Origin of the sequence: Rhodopseudomonas sp. WA056 (assembly GCF_010906995.1) — a bacterium.
GTDB lineage: Bacteria > Pseudomonadota > Alphaproteobacteria > Rhizobiales > Xanthobacteraceae > Rhodopseudomonas > Rhodopseudomonas palustris_G.
This window is the reverse complement of record NZ_QPFS01000094.1, coordinates 1-20,218: the sequence shown is the minus strand read 5'-3', so window position 1 is coordinate 20,218 and position 20,218 is coordinate 1. Positions and strand designations below refer to the sequence as shown.

Below are 20,218 nucleotides of genomic sequence, written 5' to 3'. Positions count from 1 at the left end.
CTCCGAGTCCTGCGCGCGGGCGCCTCGCGTCCGGCGGCCTGGTGTTCCTGACCGTCACCACCGTGGCTTGGGGCCTGAGCTGGCCGGTCACCAAATATCTGATCTCGCAATGGCCGCCGCTGCCGCTGCGCGGCCTGACCGGCATCGCCGGGTCGCTGGCGCTGTTCGGTTACGCCGCGCTGCGGGGCGATAGCCTGGCGGTACCGCGCAGTCAGCGGCTGCGACTGGTGGTCTCGGCGTTCTTCAACGTCACGCTGTGGATGGCGGTGATGGGGCTGGCGCTGCTGTGGCTGCCGGCCGGCGAGACCGCGGTGATCGCCTACACCATGCCGGTGTGGACCGCGCTCCTGGCCTGGCCACTGCTCGGCGAGCGGCTGACGCTGCGGCGGGTGGCGGCGCTGGCGCTGGCGTTCGGCGGCATCGCCGCTCTGATGGGCGCGGCGGGCTTTGCCGCCAGCATGACGAAGCTGCCCGGTATCATGCTGGCGCTGACCGGCGCGCTCGGCTTTGCGCTCGGCACCATCTTCCTGAAGCGGTTTCCGATCGCGCTGCCCGGCGCCACCTCGGCGGCGTGGCAGATCGGGCTCGGCTGCATTCCGGTGGCGGTGATCGGGCTGGCGTTCGAGATCCCGCACGTCTCGGTGCTGACGCCGCTCGGCTGGGCCGGGTTGGTGTATCTGGTCGTGATCCAGTTCTGCATCGCTTACGTCTGCTGGTTCGCCGCGCTGCAGCGGCTGCCGGCGTCGGTCGCGGCGATCGGCACCATGGCGACGCCGGTGATTGGCGTCGTCGCCTCGGCGGCTGCATTGGGCGAGCCGCTCGGGCTCGGGCAGATCGCCGCGCTGGTGATGACGCTAGCCGGCGTGGCGCTGGCGACGCGGTCCTGATCCGCGGCAATTGCCGGTGGACCGCGCGACGCGCCGCCTGATACAGAAACAGGTCGCCGCCGCATCATCAGCGGCGCGACCAACGAACAAGAGTCCGGGGCAGGAAATGACGTCCAACATCAAGAAGCTGCTGGTGACGGAATCGTTGTCGCAGCGGGGCAGGGCGCTGATCGCCGAACGCGGCGACATCGAGATGATCGAATTTCCCAACATGATCTCCGCCGACGATTTCGACGCGCTGCTGCGCAGCCAAGCGCCGGTGCACGGCGTCGCGCTCGGCGCCACCCGGTTCGGCGAGCGCGAACTCGCTGCGGCGCAGGACATGCGCGTGGTGGCGCGGATCGGCGTCGGCTTCGATGCCATCGACGTGCCGGCGCTGAACAAGCGCAAGGTGCCGCTGATGACTGCCGGCACGGCGAATTCGCCATCGGTCGCCGAGCAGGCGCTGTTCATGATGCTGACGCTGGCCAAGCGCGGCGCCGAGCTGCACGCGCTGGTGAAGACCGGCGCCTGGGCGACGCGGCTCGGGCTGCTGCCGTTCGATCTGTTCGGCAAGACGGTGCTGATCGTCGGCTTCGGCCGGATCGGTACCCGCACCGCCAAGCGTTGCCTGGCGATGGAAATGACCGTGCTGGTGTACGACCCCTACGTGCCGGCGGCAGCGATCGAAGCGGCCGGCTGCAAGCCGGTGGTCGATCTCGCCGCGGCGCTCCCCGACGCCGATTTCGTCAGCCTGCACTGCCCGAAGACGGCGGAGACCACTGGGCTGTTCGACGCGGCGCTTCTGTCGAAGATGAAGCCGACCGCGTATCTGATCAACACCGCGCGCGGCGGCATCGTGGTCGAGCAGGCGCTGTACGAGGCGCTGCTCGCCGGCAAGCTCGCCGGCGCCGGGTTAGACGTGTTCGAGCAGGAGCCGCCGCCGCACGGCCACAAGCTGTTCGATCTGCCCAACGTGATCATCGCGCCGCACGTCGCCGGCGTCACCCGCGAAGCGCTCGACCGGATGGGCGAGCAGACCGCCCGCAACATGCTGAGCGTGCTCGACGGCGACCCGATCCGCGCCAACGTGGTCAATCAGGATGTGCTGAGTTAGTTCGACTGATCTCTGCCACGGCATTGCGAGGAGCATCCGGATCGGCGCTTCACGCCGTTTGAGGACAGGCTCCGCGACGACGCAATCCAGCTCCGTGCCCTGAATTCTGGATTGCTTCGCTTCGCTCGTAATGACGCCTCAAACATCATTGCATCATCACCAAAACAAGATTCGGGGAGAGGCCCATCATGGCGTTCAAGGATTACGGCGATTACGACGGTGTCGGCCTCGCCGAGCTGGTGCGGAGCAAGCAGGTCACGGCGGCCGAATTGCTCGACGAGGCGATTGCGCGCACCGAGGCGGTCGATCCCAGGCTGAATGCGGTCGTCGTCCGCCACGACGACTACGCGCGCAAGCAGATCGAAGCCGGTCTGCCGGACGGCCCGTTCAAGGGCGTGCCGTTTTTATTGAAGGATCTCGATCTGATCGCCGGCACCCGCACCACCTTCGGCGCCAGTCTCTACAAGGACTTCGTCGCGCCGCACACCGGCACGCTGGCGCAGCGCTTTCTGAATGCCGGCGTCACCGTGTTCGGCAAGAGTGCCAGCCCGGAACTCGGTCTGATGCCGACCACCGAGTCGCGGCTGCACGGGCCGACCCGCAATCCGTGGAATATTGATCACTCCTCCGGCGGCTCGTCGGGCGGCGCTGCGGCGGCCGTCGCCGCGCGGATCCTGCCGGTGGCGCATGCCAGCGACGGCGGCGGCTCGATCCGGATTCCGGCCTCGGCTTGCGGCGTGTTCGGTCTGAAGCCGACCCGGGCGCGCAATCCGATCGGGCCGGACCGCGGCGCCGGCTGGGGCGGCTTCGCCTGCGGCCATGTGGTGAGTATCAGCGTGCGCGACAGCGCCGCGATGCTGGACGCATTGCACGGGCCGGAGCCGTCGAGCCCTTACGTCGCGCCGCCGCCGGAGCGGCCGTTCGCGGACGAGGTCGGCCGCGAGCCGGGACGGTTGCGGATCGCGTTCAGCGACCGCTCGACCTATGGTGATCCGATCGATCCCGAAATCGCCGCAGCGGTGCGTGATACGGCCAAGCTGCTCGAAGGCCTCGGCCATCATGTCGAGGAGCGCGCGCCGGTGCTGCCGGCTGATCCGGCGGAGGTGATCGCCACCATCGTCGCCTGCAACACCGGTCTTGCGGTGCGGCTCGCCGAGCAGACCTTCGGCCGGCCGATGACCGAACGCGACTTCGAAGTGCTGACGCTGGCGTCCGCCGCCAATGCGCGCAAGGCGAATGGCGTCGATTACTGCGCCGCCGAGCTGACCGCGTTTCAGATCTCGCGGGCGCTGGCGGAGTTCTTCGCGAGCGTCGACGTGTTTCTGTCACCGACGCTGTGCGCGTTGCCGCTCCGGATCGGCGAGATCGACACCATGGCGCGGGATCTGTCAGGGATCAGCCCGACGCTTCGCCGGTATATTCCGGGGACCAGCCTTGCCAACATGTCCGGGCAGCCGGCAATGTCGGTGCCGCTGGACTGGAGTGCGGGCGGGTTGCCGATCGGCATGATGTTCGCCGGCCGGTTCGGCGATGAAGCGACGCTCTTGCGTCTCGCTGCGCAGCTCGAACGCGAACGCCCGTGGAAAAATCGGCGTCCGCCGGTTTGCGCCTCGACATAGCCACACAAAATAGAAACCAGCGACCATTGTCGGCGTTGACGTGCTCGGCCCGGAGAGGTTCTTCGGGTCGGAGCTGGGGGAGCCTTGTATTGACTGCCAACGACCCAACCGATGAAGCGCTCGCGGCGATCGCGAGCATCTTCGAAAAGCCCGACGCCAAGGCGGAGGCGCGAGACGAAGTGGTGCCGGAGGAAGGATCGTCCTCCGTCCAGCCGCCGTCCGATGCCGACACGCGTCACGACGAGCCTGTTGAGTCCGAAGCGACCCCCGATGCGGATTGGGCCGAGCAGGAGTCCGATGCCGAGCCGGCGGACGAACCGGCAGTCAATCCGGCAAACGAGCCCGAGCAGGTCGTCTCCGCGGGCGACGACGACGGTGAAGACGATCTCGAGCGCTACACCCGCGAAGGGCCGGGTCCGCTGGATGCCCTCCGGTTCAAGTGGCGGATGCGGCGGGACGAGCGCGGCTATTTCGTCGACGAGACCATCGGCGCCAGCGTCCATCCGATCACCACCGGCCCGCTGTCGCGCCGCGAGGCGATCGGCTTGATCGAGGCTCGCGACGCCGAGACGCGTCGCCGGTTCGAAGCGTTGCGCAACGAGATCGTGATGGGGCCATCCGAGCGCGGCTATGAAGAAGACGGTGACGAGACCGACGCCGAGCGCTAAGCAAGGCTTGCGCTGACCGACCGCAGCGGCGCGAACCGTCGTCGCGTCGCGGTCGTGCGCCTTCGAACTTCAACACCTGCGACGGCAGGAGGTCTGATCGTTGATATTCCGTCTGGCGATCGGCTGCACCTCCGGGACGATCATCAATGTATCAGAGCCTTGAAGCCGATCTGCGTTCACTCGGGGACGCCGGGCGGCGACGCAAGCTCCAGCCGCGCGCCGGCCTCGACTTTACGTCCAATGATTATCTCGGTCTCGCCGAGTCGGACGAACTGCGCCAGGCGGCCGCCGACGCCATCGCGCGCGGCGTGCCGATCGGAGCCGGCGGCTCGCGCTTGCTGCGCGGTAATCACGACGAGCACGAAGCGCTCGAAGCGGAAGCCGCCGATTACTTCGGCGCGGAAAGCGCGCTGTATCTCGGCGGCGGCTTTAGTGCCAATCACGCGATCTTCGCGACGCTGCCGCAGCGCGGCGACCTCGTGCTGTACGACGAACTGATCCACGCCAGCGTGCACGAAGGCATGCGCCGCGGCCGCGCGACTTGTGAGAGCATCCCACACAGCGACATCGACGCCTTCGATACGCGGCTGCGGCAATGGCGAGCCGGCGGTGGCCGCGGCCGCGGCTGGATCGCGGTCGAAAGCGTGTACAGCATGGACGGCGACAGCCCCCGACTCGACGAACTGGTCGCGGTGGCGGATCGGCACGACGCCATCCTGGTGATCGACGAGGCGCATGCTACCGGCGTCTGCGGGCCGGAGGGGCGGGGGCTGGCCGCCTCGTTCGAGGGCCGCGCCAACGTGATCACGCTGCACACCTGCGGCAAGGCGCTCGGCACCATGGGTGGTTTCGTGCTCGGCCCGAAGATCGTGCGCGACTTCCTGGTCAATCGGGCGCGGCCGTTCATCTTCGCCACCGCGCCGTCGCCGCTGATCGCGGCGGTGACGCGGGCGGCGCTCGACATCAGCCGCACCCGGCCGGAGCGGCGGGAGCGGCTCGCATCGCTGGTCGCGTTCGCGGATCGCGAACTGAAGCAGCGCTGCGGCATCACCTCGTCCGGCTCGCACATCCTGCCGATCATTGTCGGCGCCAACGCCACCGCGGTGGCGCTGGCGACATCGCTGCAGCGGCGCGGCTTCGACGTCCGCGCGATCCGGCCGCCGACTGTGCCCGAAGGCACTGCGCGGCTGCGCATCGCGCTCAGCGCCAATTTGTCGGAGGAGGTGATCGCTTCGCTGTTCGCGGCGCTCGCCGAGGACATGAGGGCCGCGGCATGAGCGCACGGATCATCGTCACCGGAACCGACACCGGCATCGGCAAGACGGTGTTCGCCGCCGCGCTCGCCGGGGCGCTCGACGCGACCTATTGGAAGCCGGTGCAGTCCGGCCTGGAAGACGAGACCGACTCCCGCGCGGTGCAGCGCCTGTCGGGACTTCCCGCCGATCGCATCCTGCCGGAGCGCTCCCGGCTGAAGACGCCGGCGTCGCCGCATCTCGCCGCGGCGATCGACGGGGTCGGGATCGACGTCGCCGCACTCGACCTGCCGGACGTGCCGCGTCCGCTGGTGGTCGAAGGCGCCGGCGGATTGATGGTGCCGCTGACGCGCGAGGTGACTTACATCGACGTGTTCGCACGCTGGGGAGCGCCGCTGGTGCTGTGTGCCCGCACCTCGCTCGGCACGATCAATCACACGCTGCTGTCGATCGAGGCGATCCGGGCGCGCGATATTCCGTTGCTCGGCGTCGCTTTCCTCGGCGATGAAAACGCCGACTCCGAGCAGATCATCATCGAGCTCGGCCATACCCGCCGGCTCGGCCGATTGCCGTGGCTGGCCTCGCTCGAGGCGGCCTCGCTGCGCGATGCGTTCGCGGCGGCGTTCGATCCACGCGATTTTCTCGGAGACGCGCCATGAGCCAAGCCTCGCCGGTCTGGCATCCGTTCACCCAGCATGCGGTGCAGGGCGACACTCCGAACATCGTGCACAGCGAAGGCGCCTGGCTTCAAGCCGACGACGGACGGCGGATCTTCGATGCGATCAGCTCGTGGTGGGTGGTGACGCATGGTCATCGCCATCCGATGATCATCACGGCGATCAAGCAGCAGGCGGATCAGCTCGATCAGATCATCTTCGCCGGATTCACCCATCCGCCGGCCGAACAGCTCGCGCAGCGCCTGGTCGAGATCACGCCGGCCGAACTGACACACGTGTTCTACTCCGACAGCGGCTCGACCTCGGTCGAGGTCGGGCTGAAGATGGCGCTCGGCTATTGGCTGCATTCCGGCGAGAGCCGGCGACGCATCCTGGCGCTCGAAGGCGCGTATCACGGCGACACCATCGGCGGCATGTCGGTGGGCGAACGCGGCGTGTTCAACGCGCCCTACGATCCGCTGCTGTTCGACGTCAGCCGGCTGCCGTTCCCGCGCGCCGGCGCCGAGCAGGCGACGCTGGACGCGCTGGAGCAGGCGTGCCGTGCTGAGGCGGTGGCGGCGCTGATCGTCGAGCCGCTGGTGCTGGGCGCGGGCGGCATGCTGATCTATCCGCCCTGGGTGCTCGCCGAGATGGCGCGGATCTGCAAGACGCACGGCGTGCTGCTGATCGCCGACGAGGTGATGACCGGCTGGGGCCGCACCGGCACCCTGTTCGCGTGCTCGCAGGCGGGCGTCGTGCCTGACATCGCCTGCTATTCCAAGGGACTGACCGGCGGCTCGGTGCCGCTCGCAGTGACGATGTGCCGGCGCGAGATCTTCGATGCCCATTTTTCGACCGACCGGCGCAAGACGTTCTTCCACTCCAGCTCCTACACCGCCAATCCGATCGCCTGCGCCGCAGCGCTCGCCAACCTTCAGGTGTGGGGCAGCGAGCCCGTGCAACAGCGGATCGACGATCTCGCCGGCGTGCACACTCGCGCACTGGATCGCTTCCGTGACGATAAGCGCTTCGCTAATGTTCGCCAGATCGGCACCATCGCGGCGGTCGACCTTCAGGTCGGCGACAGTGGCTATCTCGCCGACGTCGGGCCGCGGCTGTATGCGTACTTCATCGCCCGCGGTCTGTTGGTCCGTCCGCTCGGCAACACGATCTATCTGATGCCGCCCTATTGCAGCACGGCGGCGGAGATCGAGACGGTGTATCAGGCGATTGCTGCGGCGCCCGAGGTGCTGGCGCGAGGCTGCGACGTAAGCTCGCTCTAAGACCTCATGGTGAGGAGGCGCGAAGCGCCGTCTCGAACCATGTGCCGCGATCCCGTGCGGTGCCTTCATCCTTCGAGACGCCCGGCTCCGCCGGGCTCCTCAGGATGAGGAGCCCGTGCTTCGTTGGCGCTATCGCTTCAGCTGATCGATGAAGCATTCGAGGCGAGGGGGGGAGGGCAGACTGTCTGCTGTTACTTCTTCGGAGTGAACGCCTGCGAGATCCGTGCCCAGGTCTTCTCGTAGACCGCGGCGGTCTCGTCGAGACCGGCCTTCACCGCGTTCCAGGTCTCGTCGCCGGCGGCCGACAATTGGGTCAGTTTCGGACCGAGCGTCTTTTCGGCCTCTTCGGTCCAGCGCCGCAGCGAGGATTCCATTTCCTTGCGGCCCTGCTCGAGCGCCGCAGCGGCACCGCTCTGGATCGTCTCCAGCGACGACAGGAACGACTGGCGCTGCGCCTCGGCGCGGGCGGCGAGGGCATCCTTGACGACGCCGGCCTGATCGCCGGCGGTGCCGAGGAATTTCTGGAACGCCAGCTCGACCTCGTTCCACTGTGCCGAGACGGCCGCCAGCGCCGCGTCGGTGACCTGCTTCGACTCGCCGAGATCGGCCTGCAGGGCCGTCACCTTGGACTGGAAGGCGTCGCGCGCGGTGCGGAATTGCGCCAGCGCTTCCTCCGCCTTCGCGCTCGACGCTTCGCCGAGCTTGGCGACGCCTTCCTCGATCTTGGCGATGGTCGCGGCGGATTCGTCGAGCTTCTGCTTGGTCCATTCCAGATAGGCTTGAGTGAGATCGGGCTTGGTCATGGCAGCCTCCTTTTGACGTCAGGCCGTGGGTGAGTGGTGAACTCCGGATGCGGAGCCGAGCGGGGGATGGGCGATGGACGGATCATCGGCGCGGATACCGAGCAGTTCGGCCAGCGCCAGCCGCCGCACCGCCATCTCCACGGTCCGTTTGCGCGCGGCGTCGAATGTGTCCCAGCCGAGTGAACTCAGCATGACGTTGCGCAGCGTGCGGAAATTGGAGATCGCGCCGAGCACGATCGCGACCCGGACTTTCAGATCCGCGTCGTCCGGCGAACGGCCGGTGGCGGCGGCGACTTCCGCGATCAGCGCGGCCTGAAACCGTGCGACTGACTGGTAGTAGATGATGCGGAAGGCGTCGTCGGCATCGCGCTCGCAGCGGACGAAGAACACGGTCCAGGCCTCCGGCTCCTCGTCGCCGGCGATGAACTGGAAGAACCGCATCACCACCGCGTCGATGTGGCGGACCGGATCGGAACTGGCAGTGCGCAGCGCGTCGATCAGCGGCTCGATCCGGGATCGCATGTAGTCGGCGATCGCCTGCGCGGCGGCGAGATACAGCTCGCGCTTGCCGCCGAAATGATAGGGGATCGCCGCCTGATTGACCTTGGCCCGCTCGGCGAGCTGGCGGGTGGTGGCGCCGTCGTAGCCGACCGAGCCGAACACCTCGATCGCCGCTTCGATCATTCGGGCGCGGGTGTCGTGGCTCTGGCCGCCAGACAGCGGCGTGATGCGGAGCGGTGCCGAGTGGCCGTTGGACTTCATTGTCGTCGCCTCATCCACATCCGATTAATTCATTCGAATGAATGAGGCTTTGAGCTGGATCAACCGGGGCGGCGACCTGCGGACCGGGGCGCGGGTGTCGACGGGCAAAGAAAAAGGCGCCCCGCGAGGAGCGCCTTTCCTTAGGTCGTATCGCCGAAGCGCTTAGTACGAGTAGTACATCTCGAACTCGACCGGGTGCGGGGTCATTTCGAACCGCGCGACTTCGGTCATCTTCAGCTCGATGAAGGCGTCGATGAAGTCGTCGTCGAACACGCCGCCGGCCTTGAGGAAGGCGCGATCCTTGTCGAGGTTCTCGAGCGCTTCACGCAGGCTGCCGCAAACGGTCGGGATCTGCTTCAGCTCTTCCTTCGGCAGGTCGTACAGATCCTTGTCCATCGCCGGACCCGGATCGATCTTGTTCTTGATGCCGTCGAGGCCGGCCATCAGCATCGCCGCGAAGGCGAGATACGGGTTGGCCATCGGGTCCGGGAAGCGGACTTCGACGCGCTTGGCCTTCGGCGAGGTGGTGTAGGGGATGCGGCACGAGGCCGAGCGGTTGCGGGCCGAATAGGCCAGCAGCACCGGCGCTTCATAGCCCGGGACCAGACGCTTGTAGGAGTTGGTCGACGGGTTGGTGAAGGCGTTGATCGCCTTGGCGTGCTTGATGATGCCGCCGATGTAGTGGAGGCAGGTTTCCGACAGGTCGGCGTACTTGTTGCCGGCGAAGGTCGGCTTGCCGTCCTTCCAGATCGACTGGTGCACGTGCATGCCCGAGCCGTTGTCGCCGTACACCGGCTTCGGCATGAAGGTCGCGGTCTTGCCGTAGATGTGGGCGACCTGATGGATGCAGTACTTGTAGATCTGCATCTGGTCGGCCATGTGGGTCAGGGTGTCGAACTTCATGCCGAGCTCGTGCTGGGCCGAAGCGACTTCGTGGTGATGCTTCTCGACCTTGACGCCCATCTTGGCCATCGCGCCGAGCATTTCCGAGCGCATGTCCTGCACCGAGTCCTGCGGCGGCACCGGGAAGTAGCCGGCCTTGGTGCGGATGCGGTGGCCGAGGTTGCCGCCCTCGTACTCGGTGTCCGAGTTGGTCGGCAGTTCCGAGGAGTCCAGCTTGAAGCCGGTGTTGTACGGGTTCGCCGAATAGCGCACGTCGTCGAACACGAAGAACTCGGCCTCGGGGCCGACGAACACGGTGTCGCCGATGCCGAGCGCCTTGACCTGGGCTTCCGCCTTCTTGGCGATGCCGCGCGGGTCGCGGTTGTAGGGCTCGCCGGTCGACGGCTCGAGAATGTCGCAGGTGATCACCATGGTGGTCTCTGCGAAGAACGGATCGATCGTGGCGGTCGACGGATCGGGCATCAGCGTCATGTCGGACTCGTTGATCGCCTTCCAGCCGGCGATCGAGGAGCCGTCGAACATGGTGCCTTCGGAGAAGATGTCCTCGTCGATCATCGACACGTCGAATGTGACGTGCTGCCACTTGCCGCGCGGATCGGTGAAACGCAGATCGACGTATTTCACGTCGTTGTCCTTGATGGATTTCAGGACTTCTTTAGCGGTCGTCATGAGTGCCCCTTTGCTTCGGGTCGTCGTGAAATGGCGGCCGGAGAGGCCGCCAGGTGATGCGATCAGGCGAGGTGATAGGCCGGGCGCTTAGATGGCGTCCAGTCCGGATTCGCCCGTCCTGATGCGGATGGCTTCTTCGATGTTGGAGACGAAAATCTTGCCGTCGCCGATGCGGCCGGTCTGGGCGGCGCGCCGGATGGCGTCGATCGCTTTCTCGACCAGGTCGTCGGCGATCACGATCTCGATTTTCACCTTGGGCAGGAAGTCGACGATGTATTCCGCGCCGCGATACAACTCGGCGTGGCCCTTCTGCCGCCCGAAGCCCTTGGCCTCGGTGACGGTGATCCCCTGCAATCCGACTTCCTGCAGCGCTTCCTTGACCTCGTCGAGCTTGAACGGCTTGATGATGGCTTCGATCTTCTTCACTTACACTCTCCCCGGACTTCCCACGTCGTGAGTCGGCATCTGTATGCCAGATTGCGCGACGCTGCGCAGTTGATCGATAACACCGCGGCCGACTGGGTGAGCAACACCGCCGCCAAGCTCCGCCAGGCTCGGAACTCAGAGACGGTCGCGCAGACCCCGCCTCCCGAGAGGCGAGCGCGAGGGATCGAAACTGGCTTCCGTAAAAGCAGGGTCCGTGCCAACTTGTCGGGCCGGCTGATTGTAGTGCTTTATCAGGATATTAATCGGGCGTATGGCTGTTTGCTGGAAGGCGCGATGCACGTTGCGTGATTAAGTTTTGAGCAATTGGCTCGCCTCTTGTGCAGATGGCGAGCGGCGCGAGAAGCGCTGCCTTCGCCACAGGCGTGTGTACTGGGAAATGGGCATGGAACTGCTGACGCCCGCTGAAATGGACCGTGCCGACCTGCTGACGATCGCCGGCGGATCGTCGGGCTTTGCGCTGATGCTGCATGCCGGCCGCCACGTCGCCCAGGCGGCGATCGAACTCGCCGACGAGGGTCCGATCCTGGTGATTGCCGGTCCCGGCAACAATGGCGGCGACGGACTGATCGCCGCGACCGAACTGGTTGCATTGGGGCGCACGGTACACGTGATGCTGCTTGGCGAGCGGGATGCGCTGAAAGGCGACGCGGCGCTGGCGGCAAGAGAGTGGAAGGGGCCGCTGCTGCCGTTCCTGACCCAGTCGATCGGTGCGCCGGCCCTGATCATCGACGCGCTGTTCGGCTCCGGTCTCAACCGGCCGGTGAAGGATCAGGCGCTGGAGATCATCGAGGCGGTCAACCACAGCGGCGTGCCGGTGCTGGCGGTCGACCTGCCGAGCGGCATCAACGGCGCCACCGGCGCCGTGATGGGCGCGGCGATCCGGGCGCGCGAGACCGTCACCTTCTTCCGCCGCAAGATCGGTCACCTGCTGCTGCCGGGCCGGCTGCACTGCGGTCAGGTCCGGCTGGTCGATATCGGCATCGAGCCCGGGGTGCTGGGCGAGATCCGGCCGCAGGCGTTCGAAAACGATCCCGATCTGTGGCTGCCGGACTTTCCGGTGCCGCGCGCCGACGGTCATAAATACGGTCGCGGTCACGCGGTGGTGGTGTCGGGCGAGCTGTCGCAGACCGGGGCGGCGCGGCTGGCCGCGCGTGGCGCGCTCCGCGCCGGCGCCGGTCTTGTGACGGTGGCATCGCCCCGCGACGCGCTGGCCGTGAATGCGGCGGCTCTGACTGCGGTGATGGTGCGGCCGGTCGATACGCCGGACGAACTCGCCACGATGCTGGCGGATCGCCGCTTCAATGCCATCGGCATCGGGCCGGGTGCAGGAATCGGCGACGAGACCCGCGGCAAGGTGCTGGCGGCGCTGGCGGCCGGCGCGGCGGCAGTGCTCGACGCCGACGCGCTGACCAGCTTTGCCGGGCGCCCGGAGGAGCTGTTCGAAGCCATCAAATCCACAACTCATCCACAGGTTGTCCTGACCCCGCACGAGGGCGAATTTCCTCGTCTGTTCAGTGATATGAGCAATAAAAATCCACTTCGTTCGAAACTTGAGCGGGTGCGCGTCGCGGCGCAGCGTTCGGGCGCCGTGGTGTTGCTCAAGGGCGCCGACACGGTGGTGGCCGCGCCGGACGGCCGCGCCGCGATCGCCTGCAATGCGCCGCCCTGGCTGGCGACCGCGGGCTCGGGCGACGTCCTGACCGGCATCATTACCGGCCTATTGGCGCAGCGCGTCGCGGCATTCGAGGCGGCCTGCATCGGGGTGTGGATGCACGGCGAGGCCGCCTGCGAGGCCGGCCCCGGGCTGATCGCCGAGGATCTGACCGAGACGCTGCCGGCGGTGCACCGGCGGCTCTACGACGCGCTCGGCATCGATTACTGAGGCGGCAAGAGTCCAGGTTCCGCAGAGGGCTGGAGCCGTTGGTTCAACTCACGAGATAACTCCGGACCAGCCGCGGCTCCGACCATTTCGCCGCATAAGCCTCGATCAGCCACAGTCCAGGGTGTTCGGCCGCAAACGCGATGCGCTGGGTCTGGCCGGCGTCGATCGCCAGGGTATCGAGCCAGAACGGCTTCCAGCCGTCGTCGAGCCGGTCGAGCAGCCTGAAATGATGGCCGTGCAGGTGAAACACCATCGGCATGGTGGCCTGGTTGGTCAACGCCAGCACCACGGTGCGGCCGCGCTTGACCTGAAACGCCGGGCCGGCGGCGGGATTGAACTTGTCCGGTGCGAACCAGTCGAGCTGCGCATTGACCAGCGCGCCGAGCAGCAGCGCGGTGCGCAGCGCGCCGCCGAGCGGCAATTGCGCGGGCAGGCCGTTCCCCGGCAGCGGCGAAGGTTGCGGCAGCGGTGCGGGGCGCAGCGGCGGCTCGTCGACGTAGACCAGTCGGGCGAGCGGGATCGGCTTGCCGCCGTCATGCAGCGTGATCGCAGTGCGCGACCCGGGCGGCTTTGCGGCGTCGATCAGGATGTCGACCCGCCCGCCCGGCGCGATCACCAGCGCGCCGCCGCGCGCCAGGAACGGCTCCGCCGGCTGGCTGTCCAGGGCCATCACCCAGACGTTGTGATCCTCGATTCTGAGTGCGATCACATTGCGTTGGCAAGCATTGATGAAGCGGAATCTAAAACGGCCATTGGCGCGCAGCGCGAACTCTGCGGAGGGCTTGCCGTTGACCGTGTACAGCCACGGCGTGGCGCCGACATCGACGCCGGACGGTCGCAGCCTGCCGTCCTCGCCGAGCCGAAAATCCTCGATCAGCACCACCTTCTCGCCGTCGGCCTGTGGCGGTTCGGATTCCCGCACGATCAGCGGCAGCGCCGGCATCGGCGCCGGTCCGGCGTCGGCGGTCAGGCGTAGGTCGGCCAGCAGGGTGCCGGCGGAGCGCAGCGGCAGCAGAAAGCGGTCACTGCCACCGGGGGCCACCGGCCGGGTTTTGACGAGCGGCTCGGCGGCTGAGGCGCCGTCGAGGCCGCGCAGCGTTAGCAGCGCGGGCTGGTCGAGCTGGTTCTCGAACTGCACCGCGACCTCGTCACCGCGGGTCAACGCCGGCGCGTCGAGGCTCAAAGTCGGCCGGTCCGCTGCTGCCGCGCCGGGCTTCAGCTCGGCCGTATCCATAGCCGCACGGAGCAGCAACGCTTTGCGCGACGGCGCGGCCACTGCGCCGCGAATCGGAAGCGCAGGAGCGATCGTTGCGGCGCCGAAGCCGGCGAGCAGCGTGCGGCGGGACAGGGCAGGCGGCTGATCGATCATGCGCGATGCGGACCATGTTCGCCGGACGCTGTCTAGCCTGCGACGGCCCGCCGCGGTTGGTAAAAGCTGCGGGTTTCTCTTGATGCGGGCCCTATATGTCATGCTATAAGCCGCCGCCCGCGGCATCGCGGCCGGACATGATGCTCTTCGCGGGCGTGGCGGAATTGGTAGACGCGCTGGATTTAGGTTCCAGTGACGAAAGTTGTGGGGGTTCGAGTCCCTCCGCCCGCACCACGCAAGTGCTTTTGCTCATGACGATTTTCCGGAGGGCCGTCCGCCAGGACGGATGTCCGCCAACCCGATGATGCAGGCTGTGAGGCCGCATCGCAGTTCGACCATTTCCGGTCCTTCGGCCGGAGCCAAGAGAAGAAGATCGACACCATGCAGGTCAAGGAAACCGTTGCCGACGGATTGAAGCGCGAATTCCAGGTCAGTGTCCCGGCTGCGGACATCGACGCCAAGGTCGGCGAACGGCTCGCCGATCTGAAGGACAAGGTGCGCCTCAACGGATTTCGTCCGGGCAAGGTGCCGACCGCTCATCTGAAGCGCGTGTACGGCCGTTCGGTCGCCGCCGAGACCATCGACAAGCTGGTCCGCGACACCAACGACGGCATCTTCTCGGAGCGCGGCTTCCGGCTCGCCACCGAGCCGAAGATCACCATGCCTCAGGACCAGAAGGAGATCGAGGACATCCTCGAGGGCAAGTCCGATCTCACCTACACGGTGGCGATCGAGGTGGTCCCGGCGATCGAACTGGCCGACTTCAAGAGCTTCTCGGTCGAGAAGCCGGTGGTCGAGGTGGCCGAATCCGACGTCGATGACGCGATCAAGCGGATCGCCGAGGCCAATCGCTCTTATGCCGACAAGGCCGAGGGCGCCAAGGCCGAGACCGGCGACCGGGTTACCGTGTCGTTCAAGGGCACCATCGACGGCGTCGCGTTCGATGGCGGCACCGGCGAGGACATTCCGGTGGTGATCGGCTCGGCGTCCTTCATCCCGGGCTTCGAGGATCAGCTCGTCGGCATCGCGGTCGGCGAGACCCGCACCATCAAGGTGACGTTCCCGACCAACTACGCCAGCGACACCCTGGCCGGAAAGCCGGCCGAGTTCGAGACCACCGCGACCAAGCTCGAGGCTCCGCAGGAGACCACGATCGACGACGAGTTCGCCAAGACGCTCGGCATGGAATCGCTCGACAAGCTGAAGTAAGCCGCCAAGGCCCGGCTCGCCGCCGAATACGCCGGCGCGTCGCGGCTCAAGGTCAAGCGCCAGTTGCTCGACCGGCTCGACGAAGCCCACAAATTCGATGCTCCGCCGTCGCTGATCGAGCAGGAGTTCGAGGTGATGTGGCGCTCGATCAACGCCGAGATGCAGTCGACCGGCAAGACCTTCGCCGACGAGAACACCACCGAAGACGCCGCCAAGGAAGAGTATCGCAAGATCGCCGACCGCCGCGTCCGTCTCGGCCTGGTGCTGTCGGAGATCGGCGAGAAGAACAAGATCCAGGTCACCGACGACGAAGTCAGCCGCGCGGTGATCGAGCGCGCCCGGCAGATGCCGGGCCGCGAGAAGGAGGTCTGGGACTACTACCGCTCCAATCCGGAAGCCGTCGCCCAGCTCCGCGCCCCGATCTACGAAGACAAGGTGGTCGATTTCATCCTGGAGCTCGCCAACGTGACCGAGAAGCCGGTCACCCGCGAGGAGCTGTACAAGGACGAGGACGACAAGACCGCGGCCTGATCGGCATCGTCTAAAGATTCATCGCCGCGTCGCCGGCCGCGCTGAAAAGCGCGGCCGGCGTTTTGATTCGCCCCCTCTGAAAGCACTCGGCGGCCGGTAACGCGTTGGTAACGCTGAAATAATGCCCGCACGCGAAAGTGCGTGAAGTTGTTTGCTCACGAGGGCTTGAAGTTGTGCTGTGGAACCACCACATCGCATCGGTCTGGGCTCGCCCAGACGCAGAGCGGCCCGGAAGGCGTTGGCGCGCCAACCGGGCCTTATCCTACACGGAGCAGGATTGGCGTGATCACGGTACACTAGGTGGATAGCTTGGACAGGTTGTCAAGTATCCATAGTGTTACAAGTTAATGCCGGTCTGCTCCATCATTGATGGAGTGTTGCCATGCAACAGCATTTCGACCTGATTCCGCATCCCGTCCAGGGGAGCATCATCTATCAACGGCCCAAGGATGGTTATATCAACGCCACTGCCATGTGCCAGGCGGCTGGAAAGCAGTTTGGGCACTACAACGAAAATAAGACCACTCGAGACTTCCTAGCGGCCCTGGCGAACGCGGTCGGCATTCCGACCACGGACTTGGTGCAGTCGGTCCAGGGTGGCGACGCACGGCTGCAGGGGACGTGGGTTCATCCCCAAGTTGCGATTCACCTCGGCCAATGGGTGTCGCCAGCCTTCGCAGTCCAAGTATCGCAATGGGTGCATGAATGGATGTCGGGCAACGCCGCTACCCCGACCATTCGAATTCCGTACCATCTTCGGCGGTATGTCGCGAACCACCAGAATGTGCCGGTGGGTCATTTCTCAGTGTTGACCGAGATGACGCAGATGCTCATCGCTCCGATGGAGATGATGGGATACACCTTGCCTGAGCACATGGTGCCCGACATCTCCCACGGACGAATGTACTGCAAATGGTTGCGGGAGAAGTATGGGATCGATACGGATTCTCTTCCGACCTATACCCACCTCTACGAGGATGGTCGTAGGGTTGCCGCAAAAGCTTACCCTGAAAGCCTTTTGGCGGATTTCCGAAAGCACTTTCGAGAAGAGTGGCTGCCCAATCGCGCAATTCCTTACTTTCGTGGTCGCGACAGCGAGGCGCTGCAATATCTTCCGAAGTTGATCGCTACCACCACCGCGCCGAAGACGATCAATTAGGCTGGCGCCTCGTCACTGGCCCAGTGTTGGTCAAGGAGAGGATGCTGGGCAACATGTTTGCTTGGCCGCCGTGATACCGTCACGGCGGCCGTTTTGCGTCGTCAGGCACCGTTAACGATGCGGCGTGAAAGCCGGCTCGCGGGCGGCGAAAAGCCGTTCGTCGGTTTTGCCGGGATTGGCCGAATCGGTATCAACTCACGGGTGGAAACGGGGCCCACCCTTGTCGCCGCGCAATCGGCTCATATCTGTGACCTCGCTTCATGTCCTGCATCACGGGGCGAACGCCTGCGGCGGAGCCGTTTTTGTCGCTCCCGCGAGCTGTCGCCCTCGACAACCCTCAGGTGATTTATGCGCGATCCGGTGGAAACCTACATGAACCTCGTGCCGATGGTGGTCGAGCAGACCAACCGCGGCGAACGAGCCTACGACATCTTCTCGCGCCTCCTGAAAGAGCGGATCATCTTCGTCACCGGCCCGGTCGAAGACGGCATGTCGACGCTGATCGTCGCGCAGCTTCTTTTCCTCGAAGCGGAAAATCCGAAGAAGGAAATCTCGATGTACATCAACTCGCCGGGCGGGGTGGTGACGTCGGGTCTGGCGATCTACGACACCATGCAGTTCATCCGCCCGCCGGTGTCGACGCTGTGCACCGGTCAGGCCGCCTCGATGGGTTCGCTGCTGCTTGCCGCCGGCCACAAGGACATGCGGTTCTCGCTGCCGAACGCGCGGATCATGGTGCACCAGCCGTCCGGCGGCTTCCAGGGGCAGGCGACCGACATTATGCTGCACGCCCAGGAAATCCTGAACCTGAAGAAGCGGCTGAACGAGATCTACGTGCATCACACCGGTCAGACCTACAAGGCGATCGAGGATGCGCTGGAACGCGACAAGTTCCTCACCGCCGAGATGGCGCGGGAGTTCGGGATCGTCGACAAGGTGATCGACAAGCGTCCCGAAGACCCGTCGCCGGCTCCGAAGGCTGCCTGAGCCGGGAATCGGGGTCGGCAGGCCGGCCTCGTGTTTCTCACAGGAAAGCCCCAATGTTCCGCTTTCGTGCCTGAATCCCGCGTGACAATGGCGCAACGCTGCGTTGATTTCAGCGACCAAGGGTCGCGCAGACGCAGCAAATCACGCTATTGTCACGTCGGCCGGCGCCCGGCCGATTAGCGAATTCTTGATAGACGGGTGACAGTCTGATTGGCTGATCCTGATCGACGAAAGTGCTTGGGGGATTCGAACTCGGTCGCGGTTTGTGCGGCCGGACTGATGCGGGGGTCTTTTCTGGTACGGATTTTGCTCCCATTTACTCGGCTGCCGGGCCTGCCCGGATCAGACGATGACCGGAAGAGACCGAACGGCGGACGGAGATAGAAATGAGTAAGGTCGGTACGAGCGACTCCAAGAACACCCTGTACTGCTCGTTCTGCGGAAAGAGCCAGCACGAGGTCCGCAAGCTGATCGCCGGCCCCACGGTATTCATCTGCGATGAGTGTGTGGAACTGTGCATGGACATCATTCGCGAGGAGAACAAGTCCTCGCTGGTGAAGTCGCGTGACGGCATTCCGACGCCGAAGGAAATCTGCAAGGTTCTCGACGACTATGTGATCGGTCAGGGCCATGCGAAGAAGGTTCTGTCGGTCGCGGTGCACAACCACTACAAGCGGCTGAACCACCAGACCAAGCACAACGACGTCGAGCTGGCGAAGTCGAACATCCTGCTGATCGGTCCGACCGGCTCGGGCAAGACCCTGCTGGCGCAGACGCTGGCGCGGATCCTCGACGTGCCGTTCACGATGGCGGATGCGACGACGCTGACCGAAGCCGGCTATGTCGGCGAGGACGTCGAGAACATTATCCTGAAGCTGCTGCAGGCGGCGGACTACAACGTCGAGCGCGCCCAGCGCGGCATCGTCTATATCGACGAAATCGACAAGATCAGCCGCAAGTCGGACAATCCCTCGATCACCCGCGACGTGTCGGGCGAGGGCGTCCAGCAGGCGCTGCTCAAGATCATGGAGGGCACCGTGGCCTCCGTGCCGCCGCAGGGCGGCCGCAAGCACCCGCAGCAGGAGTTCCTGCAGGTCGACACCACCAACATCCTGTTCATCTGCGGTGGCGCCTTCGCGGGTCTCGAAAAGATCATCTCGGGCCGCGGCCGTTCGACCTCGATCGGCTTTGCCGCCCAGGTGCTGGCGCCGGAGGATCGCCGCACTGGCGAGATCTTCCGTCACGTCGAGCCCGAGGATCTGCTCAAGTACGGCCTGATCCCGGAATTCGTCGGCCGTCTGCCGGTGGTGGCGACGCTCGAGGATCTGGACGAGACCTCGCTCAAGAAGATCCTGACCGACCCGAAGAACGCGCTGGTCAAGCAGTATCAGCGGCTGTTCGAGATGGAGAACATCGAGCTCACCTTCGCCGACGAGGCGCTGGGCGCGGTGGCCCGCAAGGCGATCGAGCGCAAGACCGGCGCCCGCGGCCTCCGATCGATCCTGGAGAGCATTCTGCTCGAAACCATGTTCGATCTGCCGGGGCTCGAGGGCGTCGAGGAAGTGGTGATCTCGCGCGAAGTGGTCGAGGGCACCGCCCGGCCGCTGTACATCTATGCCGACCGCACCGACCGTGCGGCCGAGACCAGCGCCAGCGCCTGACGCGCCGCGCCGATGCGGCGGCCTGTGGCCGCCGCGGCAACGATCAGAACGGGCCGCCGCCGCTGGCCGCGGCTCGCTTCTGCGCATCTTGATGCTGCGCAAAAGCCGGACAAACCGTTGTCTTTTCCACGACTTGACACCCCACCGCCGGATAGCCACCTAATTGGTCGGCGATGACAAGCGTTTTCAGGATTCGTCTCAATCATTCCGGATGCCGAGGCCTTCCCCGGCAGCAGCAGGCCGGAGACCTCCGCACCTCGTGACGGCAGCGCCGATGGCGGGCCGAGGGCGAGGGGGCAAAACGAAAGGAACGGGGCCATGACCGCCACCAAACCCAGGCCATCGATCACCTACGGCGAAAGCCACTCCTATCC

16 protein-coding genes, 1 tRNA gene and 1 pseudogene are annotated in these 20,218 nt (G+C 65.8%); 13 read left to right on the top strand and 5 right to left on the bottom strand.

All coding sequences use genetic code 11. The features are described from left to right. The 7 genes from DU475_RS17250 to DU475_RS17220 all read left to right on the top strand — a co-directional run. On the top strand, positions 1-887 hold an 887-nt coding region (locus DU475_RS17250), incomplete at its 5' end, for a DMT family transporter (protein WP_164632822.1). Positions 888-993: 106 nt separating this feature from the next. Then, positions 994-1,983, top strand: a complete 990-nt coding sequence (locus DU475_RS17245) for a hydroxyacid dehydrogenase (RefSeq protein WP_164632821.1) — start codon at positions 994-996, stop codon at positions 1,981-1,983. A 188-nt stretch (positions 1,984-2,171) separates the two neighbouring features. Next, positions 2,172-3,602 carry an amidase gene (locus DU475_RS17240; RefSeq protein WP_164632820.1) on the top strand — a complete coding sequence of 477 codons (1,431 nt, stop codon included), beginning with the start codon at positions 2,172-2,174 and terminating at the stop codon, positions 3,600-3,602. A gap of 89 nt (positions 3,603-3,691) precedes the next feature. After that, positions 3,692-4,270, top strand: coding sequence for a hypothetical protein (locus DU475_RS17235; protein ID WP_164632823.1), 579 nt, complete (start codon positions 3,692-3,694; stop codon positions 4,268-4,270). A 146-nt stretch (positions 4,271-4,416) separates the two neighbouring features. After that, a complete protein-coding gene (locus tag DU475_RS17230; RefSeq protein WP_164632819.1) occupies positions 4,417-5,547 on the top strand; it encodes an 8-amino-7-oxononanoate synthase in 1,131 nt (376 codons plus the stop codon). Next, the gene (bioD, locus tag DU475_RS17225; RefSeq protein WP_047310164.1) at positions 5,544-6,182 is read left to right on the top strand and encodes a dethiobiotin synthase; all 639 of its coding nucleotides are present in this window, start codon (positions 5,544-5,546) and stop codon (positions 6,180-6,182) included. Before DU475_RS17230 ends, bioD begins: the two co-directional genes overlap by 4 nt. Further along, positions 6,179-7,462 carry an adenosylmethionine--8-amino-7-oxononanoate transaminase gene (locus DU475_RS17220; RefSeq protein ID WP_047310165.1) on the top strand — a complete coding sequence of 428 codons (1,284 nt, stop codon included), beginning with the start codon at positions 6,179-6,181 and terminating at the stop codon, positions 7,460-7,462. The genes bioD and DU475_RS17220 overlap by 4 nt, the downstream gene beginning before the upstream one ends. Before the next feature lie 191 nt (positions 7,463-7,653). Here DU475_RS17220 and DU475_RS17215 read toward each other — a convergent pair whose 3' ends face one another. The 4 genes from DU475_RS17215 to DU475_RS17200 form a co-directional block, all read right to left on the bottom strand. Beyond that, entirely contained in the window at positions 7,654-8,265 is a 612-nt protein-coding gene (locus DU475_RS17215; protein ID WP_013502189.1) for a hypothetical protein, read from the bottom strand. An 18-nt stretch (positions 8,266-8,283) separates the two neighbouring features. Continuing rightward, positions 8,284-9,027 (bottom strand): CerR family C-terminal domain-containing protein, encoded by a 744-nt coding sequence (locus DU475_RS17210; protein WP_013502190.1) that lies wholly within the window; start codon positions 9,025-9,027, stop codon positions 8,284-8,286. 162 nt (positions 9,028-9,189) lie between these two features. Then, complete coding sequence (gene glnA, locus DU475_RS17205) at positions 9,190-10,599, bottom strand: type I glutamate--ammonia ligase (RefSeq protein ID WP_047308866.1); 1,410 nt, start codon at positions 10,597-10,599, stop codon at positions 9,190-9,192. An 87-nt stretch (positions 10,600-10,686) separates the two neighbouring features. Next, positions 10,687-11,025 carry a P-II family nitrogen regulator gene (locus DU475_RS17200; protein WP_011158515.1) on the bottom strand — a complete coding sequence of 113 codons (339 nt, stop codon included), beginning with the start codon at positions 11,023-11,025 and terminating at the stop codon, positions 10,687-10,689. 403 nt (positions 11,026-11,428) lie between these two features. On the opposite strand from DU475_RS17200, the gene DU475_RS17195 reads away from it, so the two are divergent. Continuing rightward, on the top strand, positions 11,429-12,928 hold the full coding sequence (locus DU475_RS17195; RefSeq protein ID WP_164632818.1) for an NAD(P)H-hydrate dehydratase: 1,500 nt from the start codon (positions 11,429-11,431) through the stop codon (positions 12,926-12,928). A gap of 43 nt (positions 12,929-12,971) precedes the next feature. Here DU475_RS17195 and DU475_RS17190 read toward each other — a convergent pair whose 3' ends face one another. Further along, positions 12,972-14,297 carry a multicopper oxidase family protein gene (locus DU475_RS17190; RefSeq protein ID WP_164632817.1) on the bottom strand — a complete coding sequence of 442 codons (1,326 nt, stop codon included), beginning with the start codon at positions 14,295-14,297 and terminating at the stop codon, positions 12,972-12,974. 149 nt (positions 14,298-14,446) lie between these two features. Between DU475_RS17190 and DU475_RS17185 the strand changes: the two genes are divergently transcribed. The 5 genes and pseudogenes from DU475_RS17185 (at position 14,447) to clpX (ending at position 19,844) form a co-directional block, all read left to right on the top strand. Further along, positions 14,447-14,531: transfer RNA gene (locus tag DU475_RS17185), tRNA-Leu, on the top strand. A gap of 147 nt (positions 14,532-14,678) precedes the next feature. Next, positions 14,679-16,037: pseudogene (tig, locus tag DU475_RS17180) on the top strand (trigger factor). 382 nt (positions 16,038-16,419) lie between these two features. Then, on the top strand, positions 16,420-17,196 hold the full coding sequence (locus DU475_RS17175) for a KilA-N domain-containing protein (RefSeq protein WP_164632816.1): 777 nt from the start codon (positions 16,420-16,422) through the stop codon (positions 17,194-17,196). 348 nt (positions 17,197-17,544) lie between these two features. Next, on the top strand, positions 17,545-18,183 hold the full coding sequence (locus DU475_RS17170; protein WP_013502195.1) for an ATP-dependent Clp protease proteolytic subunit: 639 nt from the start codon (positions 17,545-17,547) through the stop codon (positions 18,181-18,183). 386 nt (positions 18,184-18,569) lie between these two features. After that, positions 18,570-19,844 carry an ATP-dependent Clp protease ATP-binding subunit ClpX gene (gene clpX, locus DU475_RS17165; protein ID WP_013502196.1) on the top strand — a complete coding sequence of 425 codons (1,275 nt, stop codon included), beginning with the start codon at positions 18,570-18,572 and terminating at the stop codon, positions 19,842-19,844. The last annotated feature ends 374 nt before the right edge of the window (positions 19,845-20,218 follow it).

Coding starts and splice junctions, on each gene's coding strand:
- DU475_RS17245 (WP_164632821.1), top strand. CDS start 994: ATGACGTCCAACATCAAGAAGCTGCTGGTGACGGAATCGTTGTCGCAG.
- DU475_RS17240 (WP_164632820.1), top strand. CDS start 2,172: ATGGCGTTCAAGGATTACGGCGATTACGACGGTGTCGGCCTCGCCGAG.
- DU475_RS17230 (WP_164632819.1), top strand. CDS start 4,417: ATGTATCAGAGCCTTGAAGCCGATCTGCGTTCACTCGGGGACGCCGGG.
- bioD (WP_047310164.1), top strand. CDS start 5,544: ATGAGCGCACGGATCATCGTCACCGGAACCGACACCGGCATCGGCAAG.
- DU475_RS17220 (WP_047310165.1), top strand. CDS start 6,179: ATGAGCCAAGCCTCGCCGGTCTGGCATCCGTTCACCCAGCATGCGGTG.
- DU475_RS17215 (WP_013502189.1), bottom strand. CDS start 8,265: ATGACCAAGCCCGATCTCACTCAAGCCTATCTGGAATGGACCAAGCAG.
- DU475_RS17210 (WP_013502190.1), bottom strand. CDS start 9,027: ATGAAGTCCAACGGCCACTCGGCACCGCTCCGCATCACGCCGCTGTCT.
- glnA (WP_047308866.1), bottom strand. CDS start 10,599: ATGACGACCGCTAAAGAAGTCCTGAAATCCATCAAGGACAACGACGTG.
- DU475_RS17195 (WP_164632818.1), top strand. CDS start 11,429: ATGGAACTGCTGACGCCCGCTGAAATGGACCGTGCCGACCTGCTGACG.
- DU475_RS17190 (WP_164632817.1), bottom strand. CDS start 14,297: ATGATCGATCAGCCGCCTGCCCTGTCCCGCCGCACGCTGCTCGCCGGC.
- DU475_RS17175 (WP_164632816.1), top strand. CDS start 16,420: ATGCAACAGCATTTCGACCTGATTCCGCATCCCGTCCAGGGGAGCATC.
- DU475_RS17170 (WP_013502195.1), top strand. CDS start 17,545: ATGCGCGATCCGGTGGAAACCTACATGAACCTCGTGCCGATGGTGGTC.
- clpX (WP_013502196.1), top strand. CDS start 18,570: ATGAGTAAGGTCGGTACGAGCGACTCCAAGAACACCCTGTACTGCTCG.